24 protein-coding genes are annotated in these 21,602 nt (G+C 42.5%); 15 read left to right on the top strand and 9 right to left on the bottom strand.

Going from position 1 to position 21,602, the window contains the following annotated elements; translation table 11 throughout:
* Window positions 1-12: 12 nt before the first annotated feature.
* Together GTO83_RS06320 and GTO83_RS06315 are read right to left on the bottom strand one after the other, a co-directional pair.
* Window positions 13-576: an NADPH-dependent FMN reductase gene (locus GTO83_RS06320; RefSeq protein WP_180869769.1), complete on the bottom strand. Its 564-nt coding sequence runs from the start codon at window positions 574-576 to the stop codon at window positions 13-15.
* Entirely contained in the window at window positions 573-1,676 is a 1,104-nt protein-coding gene (locus tag GTO83_RS06315) for an LLM class flavin-dependent oxidoreductase (protein ID WP_180869767.1), read from the bottom strand. The genes GTO83_RS06320 and GTO83_RS06315 overlap by 4 nt, the downstream gene beginning before the upstream one ends.
* A gap of 147 nt (window positions 1,677-1,823) precedes the next feature.
* Here GTO83_RS06315 and GTO83_RS06310 point away from each other — a divergent pair, with 147 nt between their 5' ends.
* The 7 genes from GTO83_RS06310 (at window position 1,824) to rplS (ending at window position 6,031) form a co-directional block, all read left to right on the top strand.
* The gene (locus GTO83_RS06310) at window positions 1,824-2,174 is read left to right on the top strand and encodes a helix-turn-helix domain-containing protein (protein ID WP_180869766.1); all 351 of its coding nucleotides are present in this window, start codon (window positions 1,824-1,826) and stop codon (window positions 2,172-2,174) included.
* 84 nt (window positions 2,175-2,258) lie between these two features.
* Window positions 2,259-2,534: a 30S ribosomal protein S16 gene (gene rpsP, locus GTO83_RS06305; RefSeq protein ID WP_180869764.1), complete on the top strand. Its 276-nt coding sequence runs from the start codon at window positions 2,259-2,261 to the stop codon at window positions 2,532-2,534.
* A 12-nt stretch (window positions 2,535-2,546) separates the two neighbouring features.
* On the top strand, window positions 2,547-2,807 hold the full coding sequence (locus GTO83_RS06300; protein WP_180869762.1) for a KH domain-containing protein: 261 nt from the start codon (window positions 2,547-2,549) through the stop codon (window positions 2,805-2,807).
* Between the two features lie 57 nt (window positions 2,808-2,864).
* Complete coding sequence (gene rimM / locus GTO83_RS06295; RefSeq protein WP_180869761.1) at window positions 2,865-3,371, top strand: ribosome maturation factor RimM; 507 nt, start codon at window positions 2,865-2,867, stop codon at window positions 3,369-3,371.
* Complete coding sequence (gene trmD, locus GTO83_RS06290) at window positions 3,371-4,120, top strand: tRNA (guanosine(37)-N1)-methyltransferase TrmD (protein ID WP_180869759.1); 750 nt, start codon at window positions 3,371-3,373, stop codon at window positions 4,118-4,120. The genes rimM and trmD overlap by 1 nt, the downstream gene beginning before the upstream one ends.
* Window positions 4,120-5,550, top strand: a complete 1,431-nt coding sequence (locus GTO83_RS06285; RefSeq protein WP_180869757.1) for an APC family permease — start codon at window positions 4,120-4,122, stop codon at window positions 5,548-5,550. The genes trmD and GTO83_RS06285 overlap by 1 nt, the downstream gene beginning before the upstream one ends.
* Before the next feature lie 121 nt (window positions 5,551-5,671).
* The gene (gene rplS, locus GTO83_RS06280) at window positions 5,672-6,031 is read left to right on the top strand and encodes a 50S ribosomal protein L19 (RefSeq protein ID WP_180869755.1); all 360 of its coding nucleotides are present in this window, start codon (window positions 5,672-5,674) and stop codon (window positions 6,029-6,031) included.
* A 578-nt stretch (window positions 6,032-6,609) separates the two neighbouring features.
* Here the strand turns inward: rplS and mscL are convergent.
* The 5 genes from mscL to GTO83_RS06255 form a co-directional block, all read right to left on the bottom strand.
* Window positions 6,610-6,987, bottom strand: coding sequence for a large-conductance mechanosensitive channel protein MscL (gene mscL / locus GTO83_RS06275; RefSeq protein WP_180869754.1), 378 nt, complete (start codon window positions 6,985-6,987; stop codon window positions 6,610-6,612).
* Window positions 6,988-7,281: 294 nt separating this feature from the next.
* Window positions 7,282-8,235: an L-lactate dehydrogenase gene (locus tag GTO83_RS06270; protein ID WP_180869752.1), complete on the bottom strand. Its 954-nt coding sequence runs from the start codon at window positions 8,233-8,235 to the stop codon at window positions 7,282-7,284.
* Between the two features lie 485 nt (window positions 8,236-8,720).
* Complete coding sequence (locus GTO83_RS06265; protein ID WP_180869750.1) at window positions 8,721-10,052, bottom strand: transposase; 1,332 nt, start codon at window positions 10,050-10,052, stop codon at window positions 8,721-8,723.
* Window positions 10,053-10,481, bottom strand: a complete 429-nt coding sequence (gene tnpA, locus GTO83_RS06260; protein WP_180869749.1) for an IS200/IS605 family transposase — start codon at window positions 10,479-10,481, stop codon at window positions 10,053-10,055.
* A gap of 165 nt (window positions 10,482-10,646) precedes the next feature.
* Entirely contained in the window at window positions 10,647-10,823 is a 177-nt protein-coding gene (locus tag GTO83_RS06255) for a hypothetical protein (RefSeq protein WP_180869747.1), read from the bottom strand.
* Between the two features lie 164 nt (window positions 10,824-10,987).
* Here GTO83_RS06255 and GTO83_RS06250 point away from each other — a divergent pair, with 164 nt between their 5' ends.
* The 6 genes from GTO83_RS06250 (at window position 10,988) to dtd (ending at window position 16,190) form a co-directional block, all read left to right on the top strand.
* The gene (locus GTO83_RS06250; protein WP_180872147.1) at window positions 10,988-11,287 is read left to right on the top strand and encodes a hypothetical protein; all 300 of its coding nucleotides are present in this window, start codon (window positions 10,988-10,990) and stop codon (window positions 11,285-11,287) included.
* Between the two features lie 99 nt (window positions 11,288-11,386).
* The gene (prmA, locus tag GTO83_RS06245) at window positions 11,387-12,349 is read left to right on the top strand and encodes a 50S ribosomal protein L11 methyltransferase (RefSeq protein WP_180869746.1); all 963 of its coding nucleotides are present in this window, start codon (window positions 11,387-11,389) and stop codon (window positions 12,347-12,349) included.
* Complete coding sequence (locus tag GTO83_RS06240) at window positions 12,349-13,110, top strand: 16S rRNA (uracil(1498)-N(3))-methyltransferase (RefSeq protein WP_180869744.1); 762 nt, start codon at window positions 12,349-12,351, stop codon at window positions 13,108-13,110. The genes prmA and GTO83_RS06240 overlap by 1 nt, the downstream gene beginning before the upstream one ends.
* A gap of 60 nt (window positions 13,111-13,170) precedes the next feature.
* Window positions 13,171-13,500, top strand: a complete 330-nt coding sequence (locus GTO83_RS06235) for a hypothetical protein (protein WP_180869742.1) — start codon at window positions 13,171-13,173, stop codon at window positions 13,498-13,500.
* 12 nt (window positions 13,501-13,512) lie between these two features.
* Window positions 13,513-15,744 (top strand): bifunctional (p)ppGpp synthetase/guanosine-3',5'-bis(diphosphate) 3'-pyrophosphohydrolase, encoded by a 2,232-nt coding sequence (locus GTO83_RS06230; protein ID WP_180869740.1) that lies wholly within the window; start codon window positions 13,513-13,515, stop codon window positions 15,742-15,744.
* 8 nt (window positions 15,745-15,752) lie between these two features.
* On the top strand, window positions 15,753-16,190 hold the full coding sequence (gene dtd / locus GTO83_RS06225) for a D-aminoacyl-tRNA deacylase (protein WP_180869739.1): 438 nt from the start codon (window positions 15,753-15,755) through the stop codon (window positions 16,188-16,190).
* A gap of 163 nt (window positions 16,191-16,353) precedes the next feature.
* Here dtd and GTO83_RS06220 read toward each other — a convergent pair whose 3' ends face one another.
* Both GTO83_RS06220 and GTO83_RS06215 read right to left on the bottom strand, forming a co-directional pair.
* Window positions 16,354-17,193: a fructosamine kinase family protein gene (locus GTO83_RS06220; protein ID WP_180869738.1), complete on the bottom strand. Its 840-nt coding sequence runs from the start codon at window positions 17,191-17,193 to the stop codon at window positions 16,354-16,356.
* A gap of 21 nt (window positions 17,194-17,214) precedes the next feature.
* The gene (locus GTO83_RS06215) at window positions 17,215-18,078 is read right to left on the bottom strand and encodes an N-acetylmuramoyl-L-alanine amidase (RefSeq protein ID WP_255463099.1); all 864 of its coding nucleotides are present in this window, start codon (window positions 18,076-18,078) and stop codon (window positions 17,215-17,217) included.
* 435 nt (window positions 18,079-18,513) lie between these two features.
* On the opposite strand from GTO83_RS06215, the gene hisS reads away from it, so the two are divergent.
* Both hisS and aspS read left to right on the top strand, forming a co-directional pair.
* Window positions 18,514-19,809 carry a histidine--tRNA ligase gene (hisS, locus tag GTO83_RS06210; RefSeq protein WP_180869736.1) on the top strand — a complete coding sequence of 432 codons (1,296 nt, stop codon included), beginning with the start codon at window positions 18,514-18,516 and terminating at the stop codon, window positions 19,807-19,809.
* Window positions 19,810-19,812: 3 nt separating this feature from the next.
* Window positions 19,813-21,597, top strand: coding sequence for an aspartate--tRNA ligase (gene aspS, locus GTO83_RS06205; RefSeq protein WP_180869735.1), 1,785 nt, complete (start codon window positions 19,813-19,815; stop codon window positions 21,595-21,597).
* The last annotated feature ends 5 nt before the right edge of the window (window positions 21,598-21,602 follow it).

The following is a 21,602-nucleotide window of genomic DNA, read 5'->3' as shown; positions in this document are numbered from 1 at the left end:
TAGTTATTGATGTTAGAATAATTCGTCTTCAAGTAATTGAAGTTGAGCTTGGTAGGATTTAGTTGTTAAAATCAAATCTTGAGCTAACCGCTTTACCCGGGTTTTAATTTCATCAGTTACGATTTGATGATCAATGATGTCTTTACTTTCAACAAAAAGGGTGGCAGGTAGTAGGGTTGCTTTCATAAAAGCGAGAATGGGTTTAAGCTGGTAATCGGCTATCCAAAAATGATGCGGACTTCCGGCAGTAATTACTGCCGTAGTGACTTTATCAGCTAAGGCTCGGGCCGGTAAAAGGTCAAGCACATTCTTCAGCGCTCCGGAAATTCCAGCTTGGTAGACTGGGGTTCCAAAAATTAACGCATCGGCAGCCATGATGGTTTCGACCACTAGACGCGTGTCACCTTCATACTCTCGAAAATCACGTCCGTCACTAAAAACCAAGTTTAAATTTCTTAGATCAAGCAAGGTAACTTCGGCTTCGGGAGCCTGCTGATTTAATTCTTTTTGAAGCGCTTTTAAAACAGTGAAGGTGTTGGAACCGGTAACTGCTCCGGATATTAAGACAACTTTCATTCTTTCATACCGCCTTTCTGGAATGCTTCACTTTCGTAGGTTTGGGTATACTTTCGTAATTTTGGCAGGATTTTGGTTCCGATGGTTTCGATTTCTTCCATCACTTTCTTATGGGGAACCCCACCAAAATCGATGTGAGCAATGTATCGTTGCATCCCAAACTGTTCATATTGATATAATAATTTTTCAACGATCTCGTCGGGATTACCAATCGCCATTACTTCGAGTGGATCGCGTTGCATCGCGAATAACCGTTTGTTGAAGCCGTAGCCATTTGCCCGGGTCATGCCAATGTTTAGCCGTGGGTAATATTCACGTAAAGCTGTTGACATGTCCTTAGCGGTATAAAAGACCCCGCCAGTCGTTATTGGAAAATCAGCTGGGTCATAACCATTTAAACGGAGACTTTGCCGGTAATAGTAGATAGTTTCCTTAAATCTGGAAACTGGGCCAGCTAACATTGCTAGCGTCATTGGTACACCTGCTTTTCCAGCCTTAATGGCACTTTGGGCAGGACCGCCGACAGCGCGCCAAATTGGCATTTTACCGTTTAAGGGCCTAGGGAAGATTTCAGCATTATCTAGTGGTGGCCGAAATTTACCCGACCAGGTGACCTTTTCATTATTCGCAATTTTTAAAAGTAATTTGAATTTCTCTTCAAATAGGTCTTCATAATCTTCAACATTGTAGCCTAATAATTTAAAGAGTCCGAGCCGGGAAGCCCGTCCGGCGACTAGTTCGGCGCGGCCGTTAGAAAGCAAATCTAACGTGGCAAAATTTTCAAAGACGCGGACCGGGTCGGAAGTTGAGAGAATGGTGGCATCAGACCCGATTTTAATGCGGTTGGTGGCATTGGCGATTGCTCCTAAGATCACAGCATGGGCTTGGCTTACAAAGTATTCTTGATGGCTTTCTCCGAGACCAAAGAAGTCTAATCCGGCTTCTTCAGCAAAAGTGGCAGTCTCGATGAGTTCATCAATCCGTTGTTTTTCACTTACAAATTCATTGGTTAAAGGATCCGGCATCCGATCACCTAGACTATAGAGGCCGAATTCAATTCCATTTTTGGGGTTAAAACGGTAATCTTGTATCATCGACATGTATCTTCCCTCCTACTAACTTTATGTAAGTAATTATAAAACAAGTTCGCTGAGATAAGAAGACGCCACTTTAATGGTATCAGGTTACTTTATCGTAACCACCTAGTGAAATGGTATAATTATGGGAAAATAAAGGAGGAGCTTAAAATGGACTTTCAACCGGTAGGCTGCAAAATTGATGATGGCTTGAGTAGTTTGTTAGGTAAGTGGAAAATTCCAATTTTAATCCAATTACGAGCGAATCCTCAGATGCGCTTTTCAGATCTACAACGGTCATTACCAGAAATTACGAAAAAGATGCTTTCCCAAACCCTACGGGAATTAGAGGAAGATGATTTAGTTGATCGTAAGGTTTATCCAACAATTCCGCCTAAAGTGGAGTATTCTTTAAGTAAGCATGGGAAAGAATTAGAGCCGACGCTTGATACTTTGCATGTTTGGGGCCTAAAGCATCTTGAGCATTTGCAACGTTTGCAAAAAAATGCCGAAAAAAATTAAGCTGTCAAGAAAAAACCCTTTACATTCATTTGGAAACTTGGTATATTATTACCTGTTAGAAAAAGGGCAAGGAGGTGTCAATGAATGTCTGTTAAGATTCGTTTAAAGCGGATGGGTTCTAAGAAGCGCCCATTCTACCGGATCGTGGTTGCTGATTCACGTTCCCCACGTGATGGTCGTTTCATCACTACGTTGGGTACTTACAACCCATTGACTACGCCAAAGGAAATTAAGTTTGACGAAGACGCAGTTATGGACTGGCTCCAAAAGGGTGCACAACCTTCCGATACTGTTCGGAACATGTTCCAAAAGGCTGGGGTCATGCAAAAGTTCCACGAAGCTAAGTACGCTAAGAAGTAATGGGATTGGTTAATGGTTACGACAGATTTTTCAGAATTAATCTTAGTCTTAGTTCGGCCTTTGGTGAAAAATCCTGCGGCTGTTAAGGTCACCCCGCGAGAAGGAGAGCGTTATCTTGATTACGTTCTCGACGTCGATCCGGCTGACGTCGGCCGGGTAATTGGTCGCCAAGGACATGTAATTTCAGCATTACGGACTTTGGTGGAAGGGGCCCGGGATAAGCGGGTGAATATGAAGAAAATTAGGTTAGTAATCAATGATCAACGCCATTAAAAAGGGTCGTGACGAGTAATTGTCGCGATCCTTTTTGCTCATATAAGGAGAAAAAAGATGAACTACTACCACGTAGGAAAAATCGTGAATACCCACGGGATCCGGGGAGAGGTCAAAGTGATGGTAACGACGGACTTCCCAGAAGAACGGTTTGCCCAAGGAAAACAATTAATCATTTTAAAGGATAATAAACCAATTAAGGTCACAGTTGAAAAAGCGCGGATGCATAAGGGAATGGAATTAATTAAGTTTGCCGAATTCGACAGCATTAATGATGTGCAAACTTTCCGGGATTGTTTTTTGGCAGTAACGGAAGCGGATCAGGCGGAATTAGCGGAAGGCGAATATTATTACCATCAAATTATTGGATTAGAGGTTGTTACGCTAGAAGGTCGTAAACTTGGGACGATCAAGGAAATTTTGGCCCCAGGGGCGAATGATGTCTGGGTAGTTGAACGGCCAAAACAATCAGATTTACTGTTACCGGTAATTGACGATGTGATTAAGAAGATCGACCTTGATGCTGGCCGAGTTGAAGTTGAATTATTGGAGGGCCTCGAATAATGCGTATTGATATTCTAAGTCTCTTTCCGGATATGTTTCAAGCAACGTTAGGTCAATCAATTGTTGGCCGTGCCCAAGAAGATGGCTTCTTGGACATTAAGGTAACAGATTTTCGGAAGTATACAACCGATAAGCATAATCACGTTGATGATGCTCCCTTTGGTGGAGGAGCGGGGATGCTACTTCAGGCACAACCAATCTTTGATGCAATGGCGGCAATCAATGAACAAACGAAGGCCACTTATCCCAAAGGACGGGTGATTTTGTTAGATCCTGCCGGCCGGCGGTTTGATCAAGCTTATGCGCGTGAACTTGCTCAAGAAGAACACCTGACTTTCATTTGTGGTCACTATGAAGGTTATGATGAGCGAATCCGTGAATTAGTAACTGATGAAGCTTCCCTCGGTGATTATGTTTTAACTGGCGGCGAATTAGCAGCTATGGTAATGATTGATGCGACTGCCCGCTTTGTTCCCGGAGTTTTGGGAAATATGGCTTCTCCGATGGGGGACTCATTCTCAAATGGCCTCTTGGAATATCCTCAATACACACGTCCAGCTGATTTTCGGGGGCGGAAGGTTCCGGAAGTCTTAACCTCAGGAAATCACCAAAAAATTCGTGAATGGCGAATCAGAGAGTCACTTCGGCGCACTCTTGAACGGCGGCCAGATCTCTTAGAAACCGCAAAGTTGACATCAGAGCAACGGATAATTCTTCAAGACCTTAAACTTGAGCAGGAGGATAAATAATGGGAGCACTTCTTCATCGTCTCCTCCTTAAGGAAGATCCATCAATCTATCAGTTAAAAGATGGAAGCTTGGAGCCAACGCTGACAACGATTGACTTAATCGGTTTAGGAACCGGGATGGTCGTTGGGACCGCGATCTTTACACTGCCAGGAATTGTAGCTGCTGAACATACAGGGCCAGCCGTTCCCTTAGCCTTTATTGTCGCAGCCGTGGGAGCTGGCTTATCGGCCTTAGCCTATGCTGAAACATCATCAGTACTCCCGTTTGCGGGTTCGGCATTTTCTTGGATGAATGTTTTGTTTGGTGAATTTTTCGGTTGGGTCGCAGGTTGGGCGCTACTAGCTGAATATTTTATCTCGGTCGCTTTTGTTGCCTCAGGGTGGTCGGCTTATATGCAAGGGTTTTTAGCCTCGTTGGGGATCAAGCTACCGGTTGCTTTAACTGGTGGCTTTAATCCTGGAAAGGGCTCTTACCTTGATCTATTCGCGGCCTTTGCGATCCTCGTAGTTGGCTGGTTACTATCTCGTGGGGTTCATCAAGTTAGTCGGATTGAAAATACGATTGTCGCTATTAAACTGTTGGTGATTATTCTCTTTATTGCGGTCGGCTTGACAGCAATTCATCCAGCCAATTACCTCCCATTTATTCCCCCGCACAAGCCAGGAACGACTTTTGGTGGTTGGTCGGGAATTATGGCGGGAGCTTCCCAAATTTTCATTGCCTACGTTGGTTTTGATGCGATCGCAGCGAATACTGCTGAAACACGAAACCCTCAAAAAACAATGCCCCGGGGATTAATTGGAACCTTAGTTTTAGGGACTGGATTCTTCATTGCGGTGTCGCTTGTTTTAGTGGGGATGTTTAAGTATAGTCGCTATGCCAATAATGCTGAACCAGCGGCTTGGGCGTTACGTCAAGCAGGCCATAACTTCACGGCTAACTTATTATCCGTGGTTGCCTTAATCGGGATCTTTTCTGCCTTAATTGCCATCCTTCTGGCGTCCTCGCGACTGATCTATGCTTTTGGACGAGATGGTTTGTTACCGCGGTTCTTGGGGAAAATTAATCACCGACATGTACCTAATCGAGCCTTGTGGACGATCACGTTCCTAGCGATGATCTTAGGATCGGTCTTTCCCTTTACCTTCTTAGCCACATTAGTCTCGGCGGGGACGTTGGTTGCCTTTATTTTTGTTTCTCTGGGAATCTACGCCTTACGAAAACGGGAAGGCCAGGATTTACCAGAAGCATCTTTTAAGATGCCGGGTTATCCGGTGCTACCAGCAATCTCTGCCATTTTTTCTGCCGTTATTTTTTGGAATTTAAATGTCGACGCGAAACTGTTAATGGTTGGATGGTTTGTGATTGGCTTATTAGTTTACTTTACTTATGGAATTCGCCACTCGGTTCTCGTTAATCGTAAGAATTAAAATTTAAGCTTGAGAAATCAAGTAGAATATGATATATTTGTTAGTGGCTTTTTAGCCGTTAAAAACGGTATTCCGCTGTTCCCAAGGGAAAGAATGAATATCGGCGAAAGGAAAGAAAATTATGCGTCAAAATCAATTGATCGAAAAGATTACTGCAAGTCAATTACGTAACGACATTCCTGAATTCCGGGCCGGTGATACGGTTCGGGTTCACGCCTTGATCGTGGAAGGTTCCCGGGAACGGGTTCAAATGTTTGAAGGGGTTGTTGTTAAGCGCCATGGTGCTGGGATTTCCGCTACTTACACGGTACGGAAGATCAGTAACGGGGTTGGTGTTGAACGGACTTTCCCACTTCACTCACCACGGGTTGAAAAGATCGATGTTGTTCGTCATGGTAAGGTACGTCGGGCTAAGCTCTACTACCTTCGGGAACGGACTGGTAAGGGTGCTCGGATCGCTGAACGGCGTCGCGACATCTAGTTACCAAAAAGGGCTCCAAATGGGGCTCTTTTTTTATTACATATGTATTATTGCCCTCAATAAATTTTGTTGTTTTCAGGTAATTTAGGTTTAAGGTAGAAAAAATTTACAGACTTTCCAGTTTATTTTGATTTTTTACAAGTGTTTCATGAGTAGTCCGCAACTGAAAATTAGGATCTAGTTGAGTTTCATACCAACACTGGTTTTAGATGTAGTTCAGATATAACAATATTCATAATGAATTGAGTTTATCTATTTTAAAAGCAATACCCCCTTTAAACGTAAAGAACCTACAATTGCTGGAAAAAATTCCAACGATTGTAGGTTCTTTTATAAAGGGGAATTTTAGGTTGGAGAAGCATAAAAAGTAAAAATGATCTAAATTTTCTCTAGTAGGTTTAGATCACTTCTTTACCATTAACAATGGTGACCTTGCTTTGAATATTCTATTGCTCCCTCAGCAGGTTTTCCACCAATTCGATTAATCATTTTGTTGTTAATATCGACTCATTATAATGATTTTAGTAAGGGAAAATAAAAAAGAACCCCGATGACCACAAGTCAAGGTTCTTACATCATTAAGCTTGCTTTTCTTCTTCCAACATCTTAACAATCTTTTCAAGCGATTCTTCTGCACTGGCATGCTTTGGTGCTTCGGGTTTAGCTGGCTTTGGCATGATCTTGTTCATTCCTTTGACTAAAAGGAAGACCACAAAGGCAATAATTAAGAAGTTAATTACCGAGTTCAAAAAAGAACCATATTTAAAATGAGCATCGCCAACTGAAAAAACCAAGTTAGAAAGGTCAATTTTTCCTAAGAAAATCCCGATCAAGGGGTTGATTAAGTTCTTAACTAGCGAAGTAACAATCGCAGTAAAAGCAGAACCAATGATTACCCCAACGGCTAGATCCATCACATTTCCACGACTAATGAACTCTTTGAATTCTTTGAGCATAATTTAAACGTCCTTTCCGTTGATCAACGTAATTATTCAATTACCATTATACTAAAACTTTTAAATTTGAAAAGTTAAAATTCCTAATCGAATGATTAGCTAAAGGGTTCATTTTTAATTTCTTAACAGATTCACGTGATTTGGTAAACATCGCGTTGGAAGATGGTAGCAGTTGATTCAAAATTAGGGAGGAAAATCATGATTTAATTAACAATTTTACCAATAGGCTGATAAAACGACTGTATAAAAAAAGATCGGTAGAAACCGACCTTTTATATCTATGGTTAATTTTAATTAGCCTTGAAGCTTAGCCATACCATCCTTAGCAATCTTTTCCAAGGTTGCAGCAGAGTCGGCCATGGCCTTCTTTTCACGGTCATCCAGTGGAACTTCGATTACCCGGTCAACCCCGTTAGCGTTGATAACGGCAGGTGAACCAATGTAAATGTCATTCAAACCGTATTCACCATTCATTGGTGCGCCAACCGGGAGTACTGCGTTTTCATCACGAAGAATTGCCCGTGAAATCCGCATCAAAGCAGTTGCAACTCCGTAGAAGGTAGCGCCCTTCCGGTTAATGATTTCGTAAGCCTTGTGACGAACTTCGTCTTCGATCTTGTAAAGTTCGTCCATTGAAATGTTAGCTTCCTTAGCCATTTCGAGTAATGGCTTACCACCAATCGTTGCAGTAGAGTAAGCAGCAAATTCGGAGTCACCGTGTTCAGCCATCATGTTTGCGGAAACATCAACTGGGCTTACGTTAAAGCGCTTAGCCATTTCAACCCGAAGCCGGGCGGAGTCAAGGGAAGTACCAGAACCGAAGACGTGGTTCTTTGGTAAGCCGGAGAGCTTTTGAGCAGCGTAAGTTAAGATATCAACTGGGTTGGCAGCAACTAAGATGATACCATCGAAACCGGACTTCTTGATTGGTTCAATGATGGACTTCATAATCTTCAAGTTCTTGTCAACCAGATCCAAACGAGTTTCACCTGGCTTTTGCGGAGCACCAGCAGTGATGACAATCAAGTCAGCATCCTTGCAAGTGTCGTAGTCAGCGGAGTAAACAAGTTTTGGAGCCGTGAATGGGGTAGCATCTTCAAGGTCTAATGCGTCCCCTTCAGTCCGTTCCTTAGAAATATCGATGATTGCAAGTTCTTCAGCAATCCCTTGTTGAACCATTGCATATGCGTAACTTGAACCAACGGCGCCGTCCCCAACGAGAACAACTTTTTGATGATTCTTTGACATGAAATAACACTCTCTTCCATTGCGTATTTGTAACAGTATCGCTACGGTTGTAATTATACCATCTTTGTTACAAAATGGATCGATTTGTGTAAAAATTATCAAGCTTTTTTGTTTTTTAAGTTCAAAGACTATCAAATTAGTGATTTATAAAATATTGGTAGGTCTTGTGAACTACTCGGCCATAAATGACCGAGCTTCTGGATCAAAAGGCAACAGTGTGCCTCTTGATCTGGAAATCGTTTAGGCAATGGAGAATCAAGTTACACTTAATTCTCGAACAGTTAAAACCGTTTCCGAAGGCTTTTCGCACCCGTTTTGCACGCTCAGGGTGATACGCCAAAGTCTCCTCTTGTAGCCTTTAAGGACGGCAAGGTTCTGTCCCGCCTGTGATGATATTAATTAATTTCAACTAGATATTCTGGCTTAATTGCTTTAGGGAGTCGTGTTTTAGCGACTCCTTTCTTTTTTGCGTCTTCAATTTCTTGTTACCGTTCGCGATACTTGTAATGTTTCTTTGGATCGAGTGCCCAACTAAGAATATTCCAACTTGCGTTGAGATCCCGAATGATTTCTTTACCTGTCAGTTCAGAACGCCAGTGGCGTTCCACAACTTCATGTTTCTGGACATAATCAGTGCCGTATTCAACTTGACTTGTCTTGTAGGAATCAACCTTAAGCAGAGTTTTACCCTCACGGTTGGCGACTTGCGTCAATAATTGGGCTAATTCGTAAGGTTTAACTTTTGCTAAATGGCGGTTCTTACCGCGATTACCGGCTTTACTTAACGCCTTAGACTCACGACGCATTTCTTTAGCGTCGAGTTGCTCGATGGCTAGTAAGTCGTAATCATCAAAGAGTTGTTTAGCAATTTTACGGTAGGCTTCCGTTAGCAGATTCGTCCTTCGCACATTATAGTATCTAATTTGTTGGTTGAGATCAGCTAAGCGGCGGCACCGCTTGTTTAGGTGAGCGCTTAAAATATCTCGACGACTCTTGAGCCCGTTGATGATTGATTCATACTTATCAGCTAATGCCGACGCTCGTAAGGGCAGGTAAATTCGCTCGTCATTGGAAGTATGGAAGATTTTTTCGTCTTTCATGTTCCAATCAGCGCCAGCTTTTCTTGCTGGTTTAACCCGTTCAACTGTGGACTTTAGAACTAGCTGAAGCTCAAAAGTATCATCGCCTTTACGCTTAATCTTAGATGTGACAACCTTCTGGTTCTTTAGGTTCCGGATATCTTCTAATACTTGAACCACTCCATAATCTTGAAGCTTAATCCAGTGTGGTGACAGCACCTCGATTTGACCATTATCGGGTAAGGAAATCGTCTTATGACTAGCTTCATTCCGTAGGAATGTTAGTGATCCCTTACGGTACCAAGAGCGGTGTTTAGGATTGTTACCGTGCTTATTGTTACGGTAATCTTCTTTTTCTTGTTCGGTCATCATGGATGCTTTCTTGAGCACCTTTCGGTACTCGCCGAAATTAGTCAACATCGTTACTAAGAATTGATAAGCTGCTTGTGAGTGTAATCCGATTTTCTTAGCATTCCAACGTTTTAAATTATAGTATTCTTTTAAAAATCGCGGTAATATTTCATCTTTAATAATATAGTTCTTACCAGTACGAGTAGTTGGAAAAGCACGACCGAGATGCTTATAACCGTAGGTTCTTTCTAGGAATTTAAGCGCATAGTTGTGTAGTTCGTTTTCTACAGCCAAGTTACACATGTGTTTTTCAGTTAACTCTGCCGTAACAACTAGGTGGTACCGGCGAGTACGGACATATTCAGTTGTTTTAGGCAGTTTAAGCATTTAGCTCTCCTTTTTACGTTGGTCGTCAATATATTTAGCTACAGCTTGCTCGTTTACGGCACCAATGCTTTCTACGTAATAACTAGGTGACCAAAGGTGGCGCCCCTTTTGTTTCCAATAGCTGGTCTGCAATTCTGGACATTTGCGAAATAATTGATATGCAGTGATCCCTTTTAACCAACGAACAATATTGGTGACAGATAGCTTAGGTGGGGCGCTAACCATTAAGTGAACGTGATCATCCTTGCCAATTTCAAGATGAGCAATTGTAAAGCCATACTCTTTAGCAATCTGATTAACTAACTCCTTAAACACTTGTTCAACATGTCCCTGCAAGACTTTGTTACGGTATTTAGTTCCCCAAACAATGTGGTAATTTAAGTTATATACGGAAGTTCTCCCATACGTAAGTCTATTTGTATCTTTCATGTCAATAATTATATCACATATTTATCTATCCATGTGACCTAAAGGACAGAAAATTAGGGCAATTCATCACGTCCTTAAAAGAACGTGTTTCCTTACCCGTTTTCGAAAATTATCAAGTCACTTTGCTTACTATCGAATTAGAAGTAATTTTGAAGAAAAAGGTAACTAGTGATTGAATAACCCAAAACAAGCTAGACCAAGCAACAAAATCGCCGGCACTAATAGGAGTTTAAAAAAAGCAGCCGCTAAAGTGATTACTAAGATTACTCCTAATAACCACAATGAAAACTTAAATAACTTCCATAAAATCCAAATTACTAATAGTGCAATTAAAATTGACATTTTAGATCTCCTCAAATGATTTTAAATATGGTAAAATATTTTCTTAACTATGGCATAGTTTTTGTCTCAAAAGCAAAAGCTATGTTAAAATAGAATCATTGAAAAAGGCTGTATCCTTAAGAGCAGAGGAGGTGATTACCATTCTAAATCGGACTAAACAGTTTATGCGTGATAATGATCTTACGTATAAGAAAGAATACATCCGACCGATGATGACGCAGGAACATGTTTATATTTTCCGGTTTGGCAAGCATAAACTTAATAACCGGGTAATCATTCGTTACTCTCATACCTGGACGGGACGGTTAAAAATCAATGAAATTGATGTCCGTCTCCACCATCAACACCATCCCCGGATTTTCAAGACCGAACGTGATCTGATTATTTACTTAACCAATCATTTGGAAAAGAAACGCCAACAGATTGTGGATGGGCCAAAAAATGAGGCTTCAAAGGATAACTAAACTTCATTTGAAGCTATCATACTTGATAACGGAGCTACGGCAAAGCTTTTTTGTCGTAGCTCCGTTACTTTTAATAAAAATTTTAAGCGAGGGATAGAAATGGCTGATTGGACAGAAATTACAGTTGAAACCAGTACAGCAGCAGTTGAAGCAGTTTCTTATCAATTGACTAACCATGGGGCAACTGGCGTTAAAATTGACGATGCGGCAGATTTTGCCAAGCTAACCGTTGGTAAGTACGGTAAGTATGGCGAAATTGTAGATCCGTTTGATCTCCCTCATCGGGAAAGTGGGGCCGCGGTAACGGGTTACTTTCCACCAACGACGTTCGTTCCAGAAGTGGTTGCGGAAGTTGAAGCTGCTGTCAAGCAACTGACTGAATTTGGGATTGATCCGGCGCCGGCTAAAGTAAGTGTTAACCAAATTACCAATGATGACTGGGCACTAGCTTGGCAAAAGTACTATCATCCCGTTCGGATTACTCATCAACTAACGGTCGTACCGGCTTGGGTTGATTATCAACCAAGTGATCAAAACGAAAAGCAAATCGTGTTAGATCCAGGAATGGCGTTCGGTACGGGGACACACCCAACGACTAAGTTGATGCTGCAGGCCTTGGAGATGACCATTCGGGGAGGCGAAAGTTTATTAGATGTTGGAACTGGTTCTGGGGTGCTTAGTATTGCCGCAAAACAATTAGGGGCTGGTAAGGTTCAGGCTTATGACTTGGATCCGGTTGCGGTTGAATCAGCGAAGAAAAATCTGGCTTTGAATCCAGTCGCTAACGATGTTTTGGTCGGTCAAAATAGTCTTTTAGACGGGATTAAAACCCAAGTTGATATGGTGGTTGCTAACATTCTAGCGGAAATTATCTTGCCTTTAATTCCCCAAGCGATGGCAAATCTTAAACCAAGCGGTAAATTTTTGACTTCGGGTATTATTAAAGATAAGTTTGAAGAAATTTTAACGGCCCAAGAGAAGGCCGGCTTTGTCATTGATGAAACCATGCGGATTAAAGATTGGTATGGAATCATTGCCCACAAAAAGGGGGAAGATGACTAGTGCAACGGTATTTTTTACCTTATCAAACCTTAACGACGCAACCAATCCAGCTTCCCAAAGAACAGGCACATCATTTATTGACGGTGTTACGAGGAAAGATTGGGACCTCCCTTGAAATTGTTCTTGCTGATCACTGTGTTTACCAAGCTAGTGTTAATGCTATGGATCCAGTTCCCACGGTTCAGATTGATAAAAAATTAGCAGTGAATGCTGAATTACCAGTCCGCGTTATCGTTGCTTGTGGTTTACCTAAAACCAAGGAAAAGCCTGAGCTAATTGTTAAAAAAGGAACCGAGCTAGGAGCTAACCATTTTATCTTTTTTGAAAGTGAACGTTCAGTGAGTCACTGGGACCAAAAGAAAATTACCAAAAAGCTTGCGCGCCTTGCAAAAATTATTGAAGGGGCGGCTGAACAATCGCATCGGAATAGTTTGCCAACGCTCGAATATTTACCGAACTTACAAGCTGTCACCGCCCAACCGGCCGATGTAAAGTTAGTGGCCTGGGAAGAATCAGCAAAACAAGGCGAAACTGGTACGTTGGTTAAAGCTTTACAAGCTCTACAACCTGGTCAAACAATCTTAGCATTATTTGGACCAGAAGGGGGGCTTACTGAAACCGAAGTTACAACTCTTAAGCAGGCAGGGTATTTACCAGCTGGTCTTGGTCCCCGAATTTTACGAGCGGAAACAGCCCCACTATATTTCTTAGCTACGGTTTCTTATCAATTAGAACTATTAAATGCGGGCAAATCGCGCTAAATTAGGAAAAAGCTGTGCTAAAATAAGAATAATCTAATTTTTAATTACGAGGAAAAGAGAATGAAAAAGTTGAAGCAATGGTGGCAAAAAGCTGATTGGACAGTGATTATTACGAGCTTAATCATGGGAATTGTTGTTACTGGTTTGGCGGCAAAACTAGCTTTCATTAGTCGTGTAATGATGGTTGGCATTTTGCTGTTAATCGTTAATTCTTTACTTAGTATCTGGCTTGGAAAACGGTCGGTTAACCGAAGTTGGGGAATGTTACTTTGGTTCCCAGGAGCTTTTTTGATTGGTGCTTATAACTTTGCACCTCGTTATATGTGGCCATTTGCACTTGTTTACCTCGGAATTAGTTATCTTACTTGGTCAATGACCAGAGCAGATTAAGGGGGGAGTCACATGTCGCGCCAAAAAGAACTTACTCATGATGACGTTAAAAAGATGGTTGCTACGTATATGAATGCGGAGCACGTTGCTCTCGTTGAGAAGGCTTATCACTTTGCAGCGGTCGCCCATGCTAATCAAGTCCGGAAATCTGGCGAACCATACATTATCCATCCCATTCAAGTTGCCGGAATTTTAGCTAATTTGCGAATGGATCCTGAAACGGTTTGCGCTGGATATATGCACGATATTGTTGAAGATACCGGTGCTACCCTCGATGATATTAAAGAATTGTTTGGGCCAACTATTGCCTTGATTGTCGATGGTGATACCAAGATTAGTAAGATTCATTATAAATCAAACAAAGAACAAATGGCGGAAACTCACCGGAAATTACTCCTGGCAATGAGTAAAGATATTCGGGTGATGATTGTCAAACTTGCTGACCGCCTTCATAATATGCGAACCCTACAACATCTGCGGCCTGATAAACAACGTCGAATTTCAAATGAAACTTTGGAAATCTATGCACCAATTGCTGATCGGTTGGGAATTAGTACCATTAAATGGGAATTAGAAGACCTCTCTTTGCGCTACCTCAATCCACAACAGTACTATCGGATTGTTCATTTAATGAATTCGCGTCGTGATCAACGGGTTAATTATATTAACGTTGCCATTGAAAAGGTTAAAGGCGCGATTAATGATCTTGACTTAGGCGAAAATGTTGAAATTTACGGTCGACCAAAGCATATCTATTCCGTTTATCGGAAAATGGTAACGCAACATAAACAATTTAGTGAGATTTACGACTTACTTGCAATCCGGGTTGTGGTCGATTCAATTCGGGATTGTTACGCAGTTTTAGGAGCAATCCATACTAACTGGAAGCCCATGCCAGGGCGGTTTAAGGACTATATCGCAATGCCAAAGGCAAACGGCTATCAATCTTTGCATACCACAGTAATTGGACCAGAAGGGCGACCACTAGAAATCCAAATTCGGACCCATCAGATGCATGAAGTGGCTGAATATGGGGTGGCAGCTCACTGGGCTTATAAGGAAGGAAAAACCAATGGGGTTGATCAAACTAGCCGGGACAGTAAAAAGTTAAATGTCGTTAAAGAAATTCTTGAATTACGGCAAGAGAGTAACGGCACTGATGAATTTATGCAGGGGGTCCAGAGTGATATCTTTGCAGATAAAGTCTATGCTTTTACGCCAAAGGGGGATGCCATCGAAATGCCGAAGGGAGCGGGTCCCTTGGATATGGCTTACCAAATTCATACCGAAGTTGGTAATCACACTACTGGAGCCAAAGTGAACGGCCGGATTGTTCCTTTGAATTATGAAATTAAAAACGGCGATATCGTTGATATTTTAACTTCTTCTTCATCTGCAGGGCCGAGCCGAGATTGGCTTGATCTAGTTTCAACCCGGCGGGCGCGGAATAAGATTCGGCAATTTTTCCGCTTGCATAATCGGGATGAAAACATCGAAGCTGGGATCCGGATGCTTGAGAATTTGCTCCGGGATCACGGCTTTAACCCATCAGAATTCTTAACCGCTGACCAAGAAGCTAAAGTCGCTCAACAAATGCATTACAACACGGCAGATGATCTGTTTGCTGCAATTGGTTTTGGAGATGTACCGCCCCTTGGTGTTGCCAACCGCTTTACCGCGGATGTCCGGAAGCAACAGAAGGCAGATCGACAACGACAAGCAGAAAAAGAATTACTGGAAGAACACAAGACCCTTGATCAGCAACCAGAAAAAAAGCACCTGACCAATTCTAACGATGGCATTATTGTTGATGGGGTTGATAATCTTTTGACCCGGTTGAGTCATTGCTGTAGCCCAATTCCAGGGGATGATATTGTTGGTTACATTACTAAGGGACGAGGCGTCTCGGTGCACCGCCGGGATTGCCCTAATGTTAAGTCAAGTGAACAAAGTGGACAACGATTAGTTTCAGTTCACTGGGCGGATCCGCAAGGCGATAAGACTAATTACGATGCTGATATCGAAGTGGAAGGTTATAATCGCAATGGTTTATTGAGCGATGTAGTGCGGACAGTCAACAATAAAACACGGTACCTAAATTCAATTAATGGAAAAGTTGATCATAACCGAATGGCTACGATCTCCTTAACCGTGGGGGTTCGAAATCTCAACCATCTCCAATTAATTGAAGATGCCTTGAAGAATTTGGCTGATGTTTATGTTGTTAAACGGGTTATTCACTAGGAGAAATTATGCGTGTATTACTACAACGGGTTAACCACGCCCAAGTGAAAATTGATGGTGAAATCGTTGGTAAAATTCAAAAAGGCTATCTCCTGTTGGTCGGTTTTGCCCCTGATGATACTAGCGATAAGATTGATTACTTAGTCCATAAGATTACTAATTTACGGGTTTTTGAAAGTGAACCCGGGAAGATGAATCTTGGGCTCAAAGATGTTAACGGCGAGATCCTTTCGGTATCCCAGTTCACCCTCTATGCGGACGTTAAGAAGGGAAATCGCCCCGGCTTTTCAAATGCTGCCAAACCAGATTTAGCCCAACCCCTTTACGAAGAATTTAACCAAAAGTTAGCGGCAACCGGAATTCATGTTGCGACTGGCCGTTTTGGCGCTGATATGAAGGTTGAACTGGAGAATGACGGGCCAGTAACGATCATGTATGAGAAATAAAGAAAGCCCCATGCAAGGCGGTGCGACCGTTAACTGCCATTCGGCTACTGCTTTAACCGTAGTTGTTGAGTAACATGCGGAGATGACAACGAGGGGCTGGGAAGAAACGTGCGTTTCTTCCCAGCCCCTCGTTTTTACTACATATAGTTTTAGATCACGTCAACTAGAACCGCCCCAAAATCTGGTCAACGCTCGGACCATAACTTTCCCCAAAGAGGATTAGGTGCATACACAGGTAATAGAACTGATACCAAGCAAGTCGGTTATTTAATCCCGGTCTAAGGGGTAAAATACTCTGATAGCCATTGTAAAAATCATTTTCAAAGCCCCCAAAGATGGTTGTCATAGCAATATCAAACTCGCGGTCCCCGTAAACAGAATCAGGATCGATAAGTAAGGGTTGACCTTGATCATCAAACATAAAGTTGCCTGCCCAAAGGTCACCGTGCAAGAGACTGGGTTGAACCGGATGGTCAGCATAGTAGCGTTTGAAAGCGGCCACCATTTTTTCAAAGTGTTGGTTCCGCCAATCGTTCCATACGCCCTTTGCTTTAGCAGCTTTAATTTCCGGTTCTAGGCGTTGGTGCACATAAAAATCGCTCCAATTAGGGTTCCAATGATTATCTTTAACTAGGACTTTTGTCTTATGGTTGGTGGAAAAGCCAAATTTATCATTGGTGATTTGGTGAAGCTTTGCGACGGCTTGACCGAGTTTAAATTGATCTCCCCAACCACTTTCGATCCATTCGAGGATTAAAAAGGCGTTACCTTCACTTTCTCCTTGAGCAACTGGATGAGGGACTTTAATTGCTTGTTCAAGAGCTGCTAGGCCATCCCGTTCGTGGTCAAAGTATTTTGCCGGCTGATTTGGTTGGACCTTGATAAAATAAGGCTTGTTATCAGCAATCACTTTAAAGGCAAGGTTAATGTCCCCACCGGACACGGGTTGATGACTTGTAATCTTAGTTAGAGGTAATTGTTTGAACCATTGGTCATTTAACATCCTACCGATCTTCTTTCTAAATTATTTTCCAGCTCTATTTTGACAAAATTGATTCAACCCAGTAACAACATCATTGGCAACCTGATTTTGGTAACGGGCAGTTTTGATTTGTTGAAAATCTCGTTTGGTATTGATATAGCCCATCTCACAGAGAATGGCTGGTTGGGTGTTATCCCGAATAACGAGAAAATCGCCAAAGTTAATTCCTAGGTTTTTTAAGGGAAGGTGGTTGAATTGGTGATTAACGGTTTGGGCTAATTCTTTACTAGGTCCTCGGTGATAGTAGTAAGTGGTGACCCCGCTTCCTTCATTCGCCTGGGGGGATGAATCATAATGAAAACTAATGAAGACATCGGCCTTGGTTTTCTCTGCCATTTTCGGTCGTGGCTTAAGAGCGACGTACTGATCATTGTCGCGGGTCATTATTACTCGTGCACCTTGGGCCCGTAGTTTACTGGCAACTCGTTTGGCGAGGGCTAAAGTATAAGTTTTTTCCATGTATTTAGGGTTATTACTGTTATCGTGGTACTCGGCTCCTGAATCGGACCCACCATGACCAGCATCAATTACAATTGTCGCTTCGCTTAAAGCGTTGTGAGTGCCTACCTTAGTTTGATCTTTTAACCGCCAAGCAGGTGCCCATGCAACTTGATGATCATCGATTCGTAATTTATACCAGCTATTCTGTTGACCAATAATCTGTCCGGTTTCTGTTGCGCTTTGCTTGATGGGAGCGTAAGTTAAACCTGGTCCTTGCCGTAAAATAATGGCACTTTTGTGAATCGTAATTTGATTTTGTTTGGTGACGGCAAAGATTAAGCAGAGTGCAAGTAGGAGTGGAACTAGGCAAAGCCAAAGTTGGCGACGATTAAATGTAGCCTGCAAGCAAAACGCTCCCTTCATTAAGTTTTCCTTATCAATAAGTTTACGGCGGGAATTTAAAAAAGCAAGCGTTGGAAGAGTAAAATAGTTAGGTGAATTTGGTATTGTTTAATTTTGGTTAAGCTGTTAATAAAGTCGACCAACTTTCTAATAAAAGCTTGACGGATCCTGGTAAAACCGAGTATTGTAGATGGGAATCAAATAGCGAAAAATAGCCGGTGAGAAGGATTGATTAGTTGAGACTTGCTTAGCGAACTGGGGATGGTGAAAGTCCAGTCAAGTGAAAACTAAGTGACCCCTTTGAGGTTATAATCGTCGTTTTGCGACGTTATCCCTGAGTGATACCAAGGTGGTACCGTGCATTCTTGCACCCTTGTAAAAGCAGGGGTGCTTTTTATTTTTAGGGATAGTGGCATAAAAAGCTAGGAGGGAAATTAAATGCGTTATCAACGACCAAAAGGGACGGCCGATATTCTACCGGGCGAATCAATTAAATGGCAGTATGTTGAAGACCAGGCGCGGCAGATTTTCAAAACTTATGATTATCAAGAAATCCGGACGCCAATGTTTGAAAGCTATGAAGTGTTTTCCCGGTCAGCGGGGGATACTTCAGATGTTGTCACAAAGGAAATGTACGACTTTAAGGATAAAGGGGATCGCCACGTTGCCCTTCGCCCAGAAGGAACAGCCGGAGTTGTCCGAGCCTTTAATGAAAACAAGCTTTATGGCCCAGAATTTAAGCGGCCCTACAAGGTTTACTACATGGGACCAATGTTCCGTTATGAACGTCCCCAATCTGGGCGGCAACGCCAATTCCATCAAATCGGGGTTGAAGCCTTTGGTAGTGATAATCCAGCAGTCGATGTTGAAGTGATCGCTATGGCTTGTCAACTTTTTGCTAAATTGGGTTTAAGCAATCTACGCGTAGCAGTTAACTCCTTGGGCGACAAGGAAAGCCGTGATAGCTACCGCCAAGCTTTAATTGACTACTTAAAGCCGCACTTCAATGAATTAAGTGAAGATTCGCAAGCAAGACTAGAAAAGAATCCTTTACGAGTATTAGATAGTAAGGATCCACGCGATAAGCAATTTGTTGATGATGCCCCATCCATTCTTGATTACCTTACCCCAGAAGCTCATGATCGCTTTGAAAAGGTCAAGCAAATGTTGGATGCCTTAGGAATTGACTACGTAGTTGATGACTCGATGGTTCGGGGACTTGACTACTACAATCACACCATTTTTGAAGTGATGGTGCAAGCTAAATCCTTAGGAAAAGGCTACACAACGATTTGTGGTGGTGGTCGTTACAGTGGTTTAGTGGAACAACTTGGCGGGCCAGATATGCCAGGTGTCGGTTTTGGGATTGGTTTGGAACGGTTGATCTTATTACTCGAAGAAGAAAAGGCTTGGTTACCAACCCAACCGGATCTTGATCTTTACGTCGTGGGGATTGGTGAAGCAACAAACCTTGAATGCTTAAAGATCGTCCAAACTGCTCGGCAAGCTGGATTAATTGCTGAACGAGATTACCTTGGCCGGAAACCGAAGGCACAATTTAAGACCGCTGCTAAAGCTGGCGCTAAGGCAGTTATTACGGTCGGAACGCGCGAATTAGCAGACGGTAATGTTCATTTCAAGAATATGGCTAGTGAAGAAGAAGTTTCCCTTAAGTTGACGGATCTATTGGCAGACTTTAAGGGTGTTTATCAAGCACAATTGGGGGAAGAATAAAAAATGAAACGAACGAATTATGCAGGTCGGACGAATGAATCACAAATTGGCCAAGAAGTCGTCTTAAAGGGTTGGGTCGCAAAGCGGCGGAACCTTGGGGGGTTAATCTTTATTGATCTTCGGGACCGGGAAGGAATTGTTCAACTGGTCTTTAATGAAGAAGACGATAAAACCGCTTTTGATGTTGCTAATGAGTGTCGGAGCGAATACATTATTGAAATTCGGGGACTAGTCCGGGCCCGGGCAGAGGCCAACCCTGACCTGCCAACCGGAAAGATTGAAGTTGAAGTTAAGGAAGCAAAGATTCTTGCTCGTTCCCAAACACCAGCTTTCGAAATTAAAGATGATGTAGATGCCTCAGAAGATTTGCGGTTGAAGTATCGCTACATGGACTTACGGCGGCCGCAAATGATGAAGAATATGAAGTTGCGGAGTAAAGTCGCTTCAATTGTCCACAATTATTATGATAATCATGATTTTATGGATGTTGAAACCCCAAACTTAACTCGTTCTACGCCTGAAGGAGCACGGGATTTCTTAGTTCCCTCCCGACTCTATGATGGTCATTTTTATGCTTTGCCACAATCACCACAATTGTTTAAACAATTATTAATGGCAGCCGGGGTTGATCGTTATTACCAAATTGCGCGGTGCTTCCGGGATGAAGACTTACGGGGTGACCGGCAACCAGAATTTACCCAAATTGATACGGAAATGAGTTTTGCCACTGCCGAGGAAATTCAAGAAGTTACGGAAGGCTTGATCAAGCAAGTGATGAAAGAAGCGCTTGGAATTGATGTTAAGACGCCGTTCCCACGTATGGAATGGCAAGAAGCCATGGACCGGTTTGGCTCCGATAAGCCTGATACTCGGTTTGGAATGGAAATCCACGACCTTTCTGATATTGTTAAGGATTCGTCCTTTAAGGTCTTTTCTGGAACCGTTGCTAAGGGCAATTACGTACGGGCAATTTGTGTTCCTGGTGGGGCTGATAAGTACTCCCGTAAAGATATTAGTAAAAAGGAAGAATACATCAAGCGTTACAATGCGAAAGGCCTTGCTTGGGTTAAAGTAACAGCGGATGGTTATAATGGGCCAATTGCAAAGTTCTTAAACGATTTGGCAACGCCAATTAACAACCGGCTGGACGCCAAGGAGGGTGACTTGATTCTCTTTGTTGCTGATTCTTTCCACGTTGTTTGTGACTCCCTTGGCTACCTGCGGGAAGCAATTGCCAAAGAACTTGACCTGATTAAGCCTGGTCAATGGAATTACCTTTGGGTGGTTAATTGGCCAATGTTTGAATACGATGAAGGCTTTGGCAAGTGGATTGCTGCGCACCACCCATTCACGATGTTAAACGAAGAAGATTTGCACTATCTTGAAGACGGTGAAGATCCTCATAAAGCGCATGCCCAATCTTATGACATTATTTTAAACGGAAATGAAATCGGTGGGGGATCAATCCGGATTCATGATCCAAAGGTTCAAGAAAAGGTTTTGAAGGCTCTTGGCTACACGAAAGAACAAGCTAATGCACGCTTCGGCTTCTTGCTCCGGGGACTTGAAAATGGAATGCCGCCTGAAGGAGGATTAGCCTTTGGCTTTGATCGGTGGGTCATGCTGTTAGCTGGTGCCGATAACATCCGGGATGTTATCCCATTCCCTAAGAATTCCAAGGGGGTTGAACCAATGACGGCTGCACCAGGAACGGTTGATCAAGCCCAACTTGATGAATTGCATCTGGCAGTACAAAGTTCAACTACCAAAGAAGATAAAGCAAAATAGTAACC

Source organism: Lactobacillus sp. 3B(2020), from assembly GCF_013487845.1.
Classification (GTDB): domain Bacteria; phylum Bacillota; class Bacilli; order Lactobacillales; family Lactobacillaceae; genus Limosilactobacillus; species Limosilactobacillus alvi.
The sequence above is the reverse complement of the archived record's forward strand: the minus strand, read 5'-3'. Positions and strand labels throughout refer to the sequence as shown.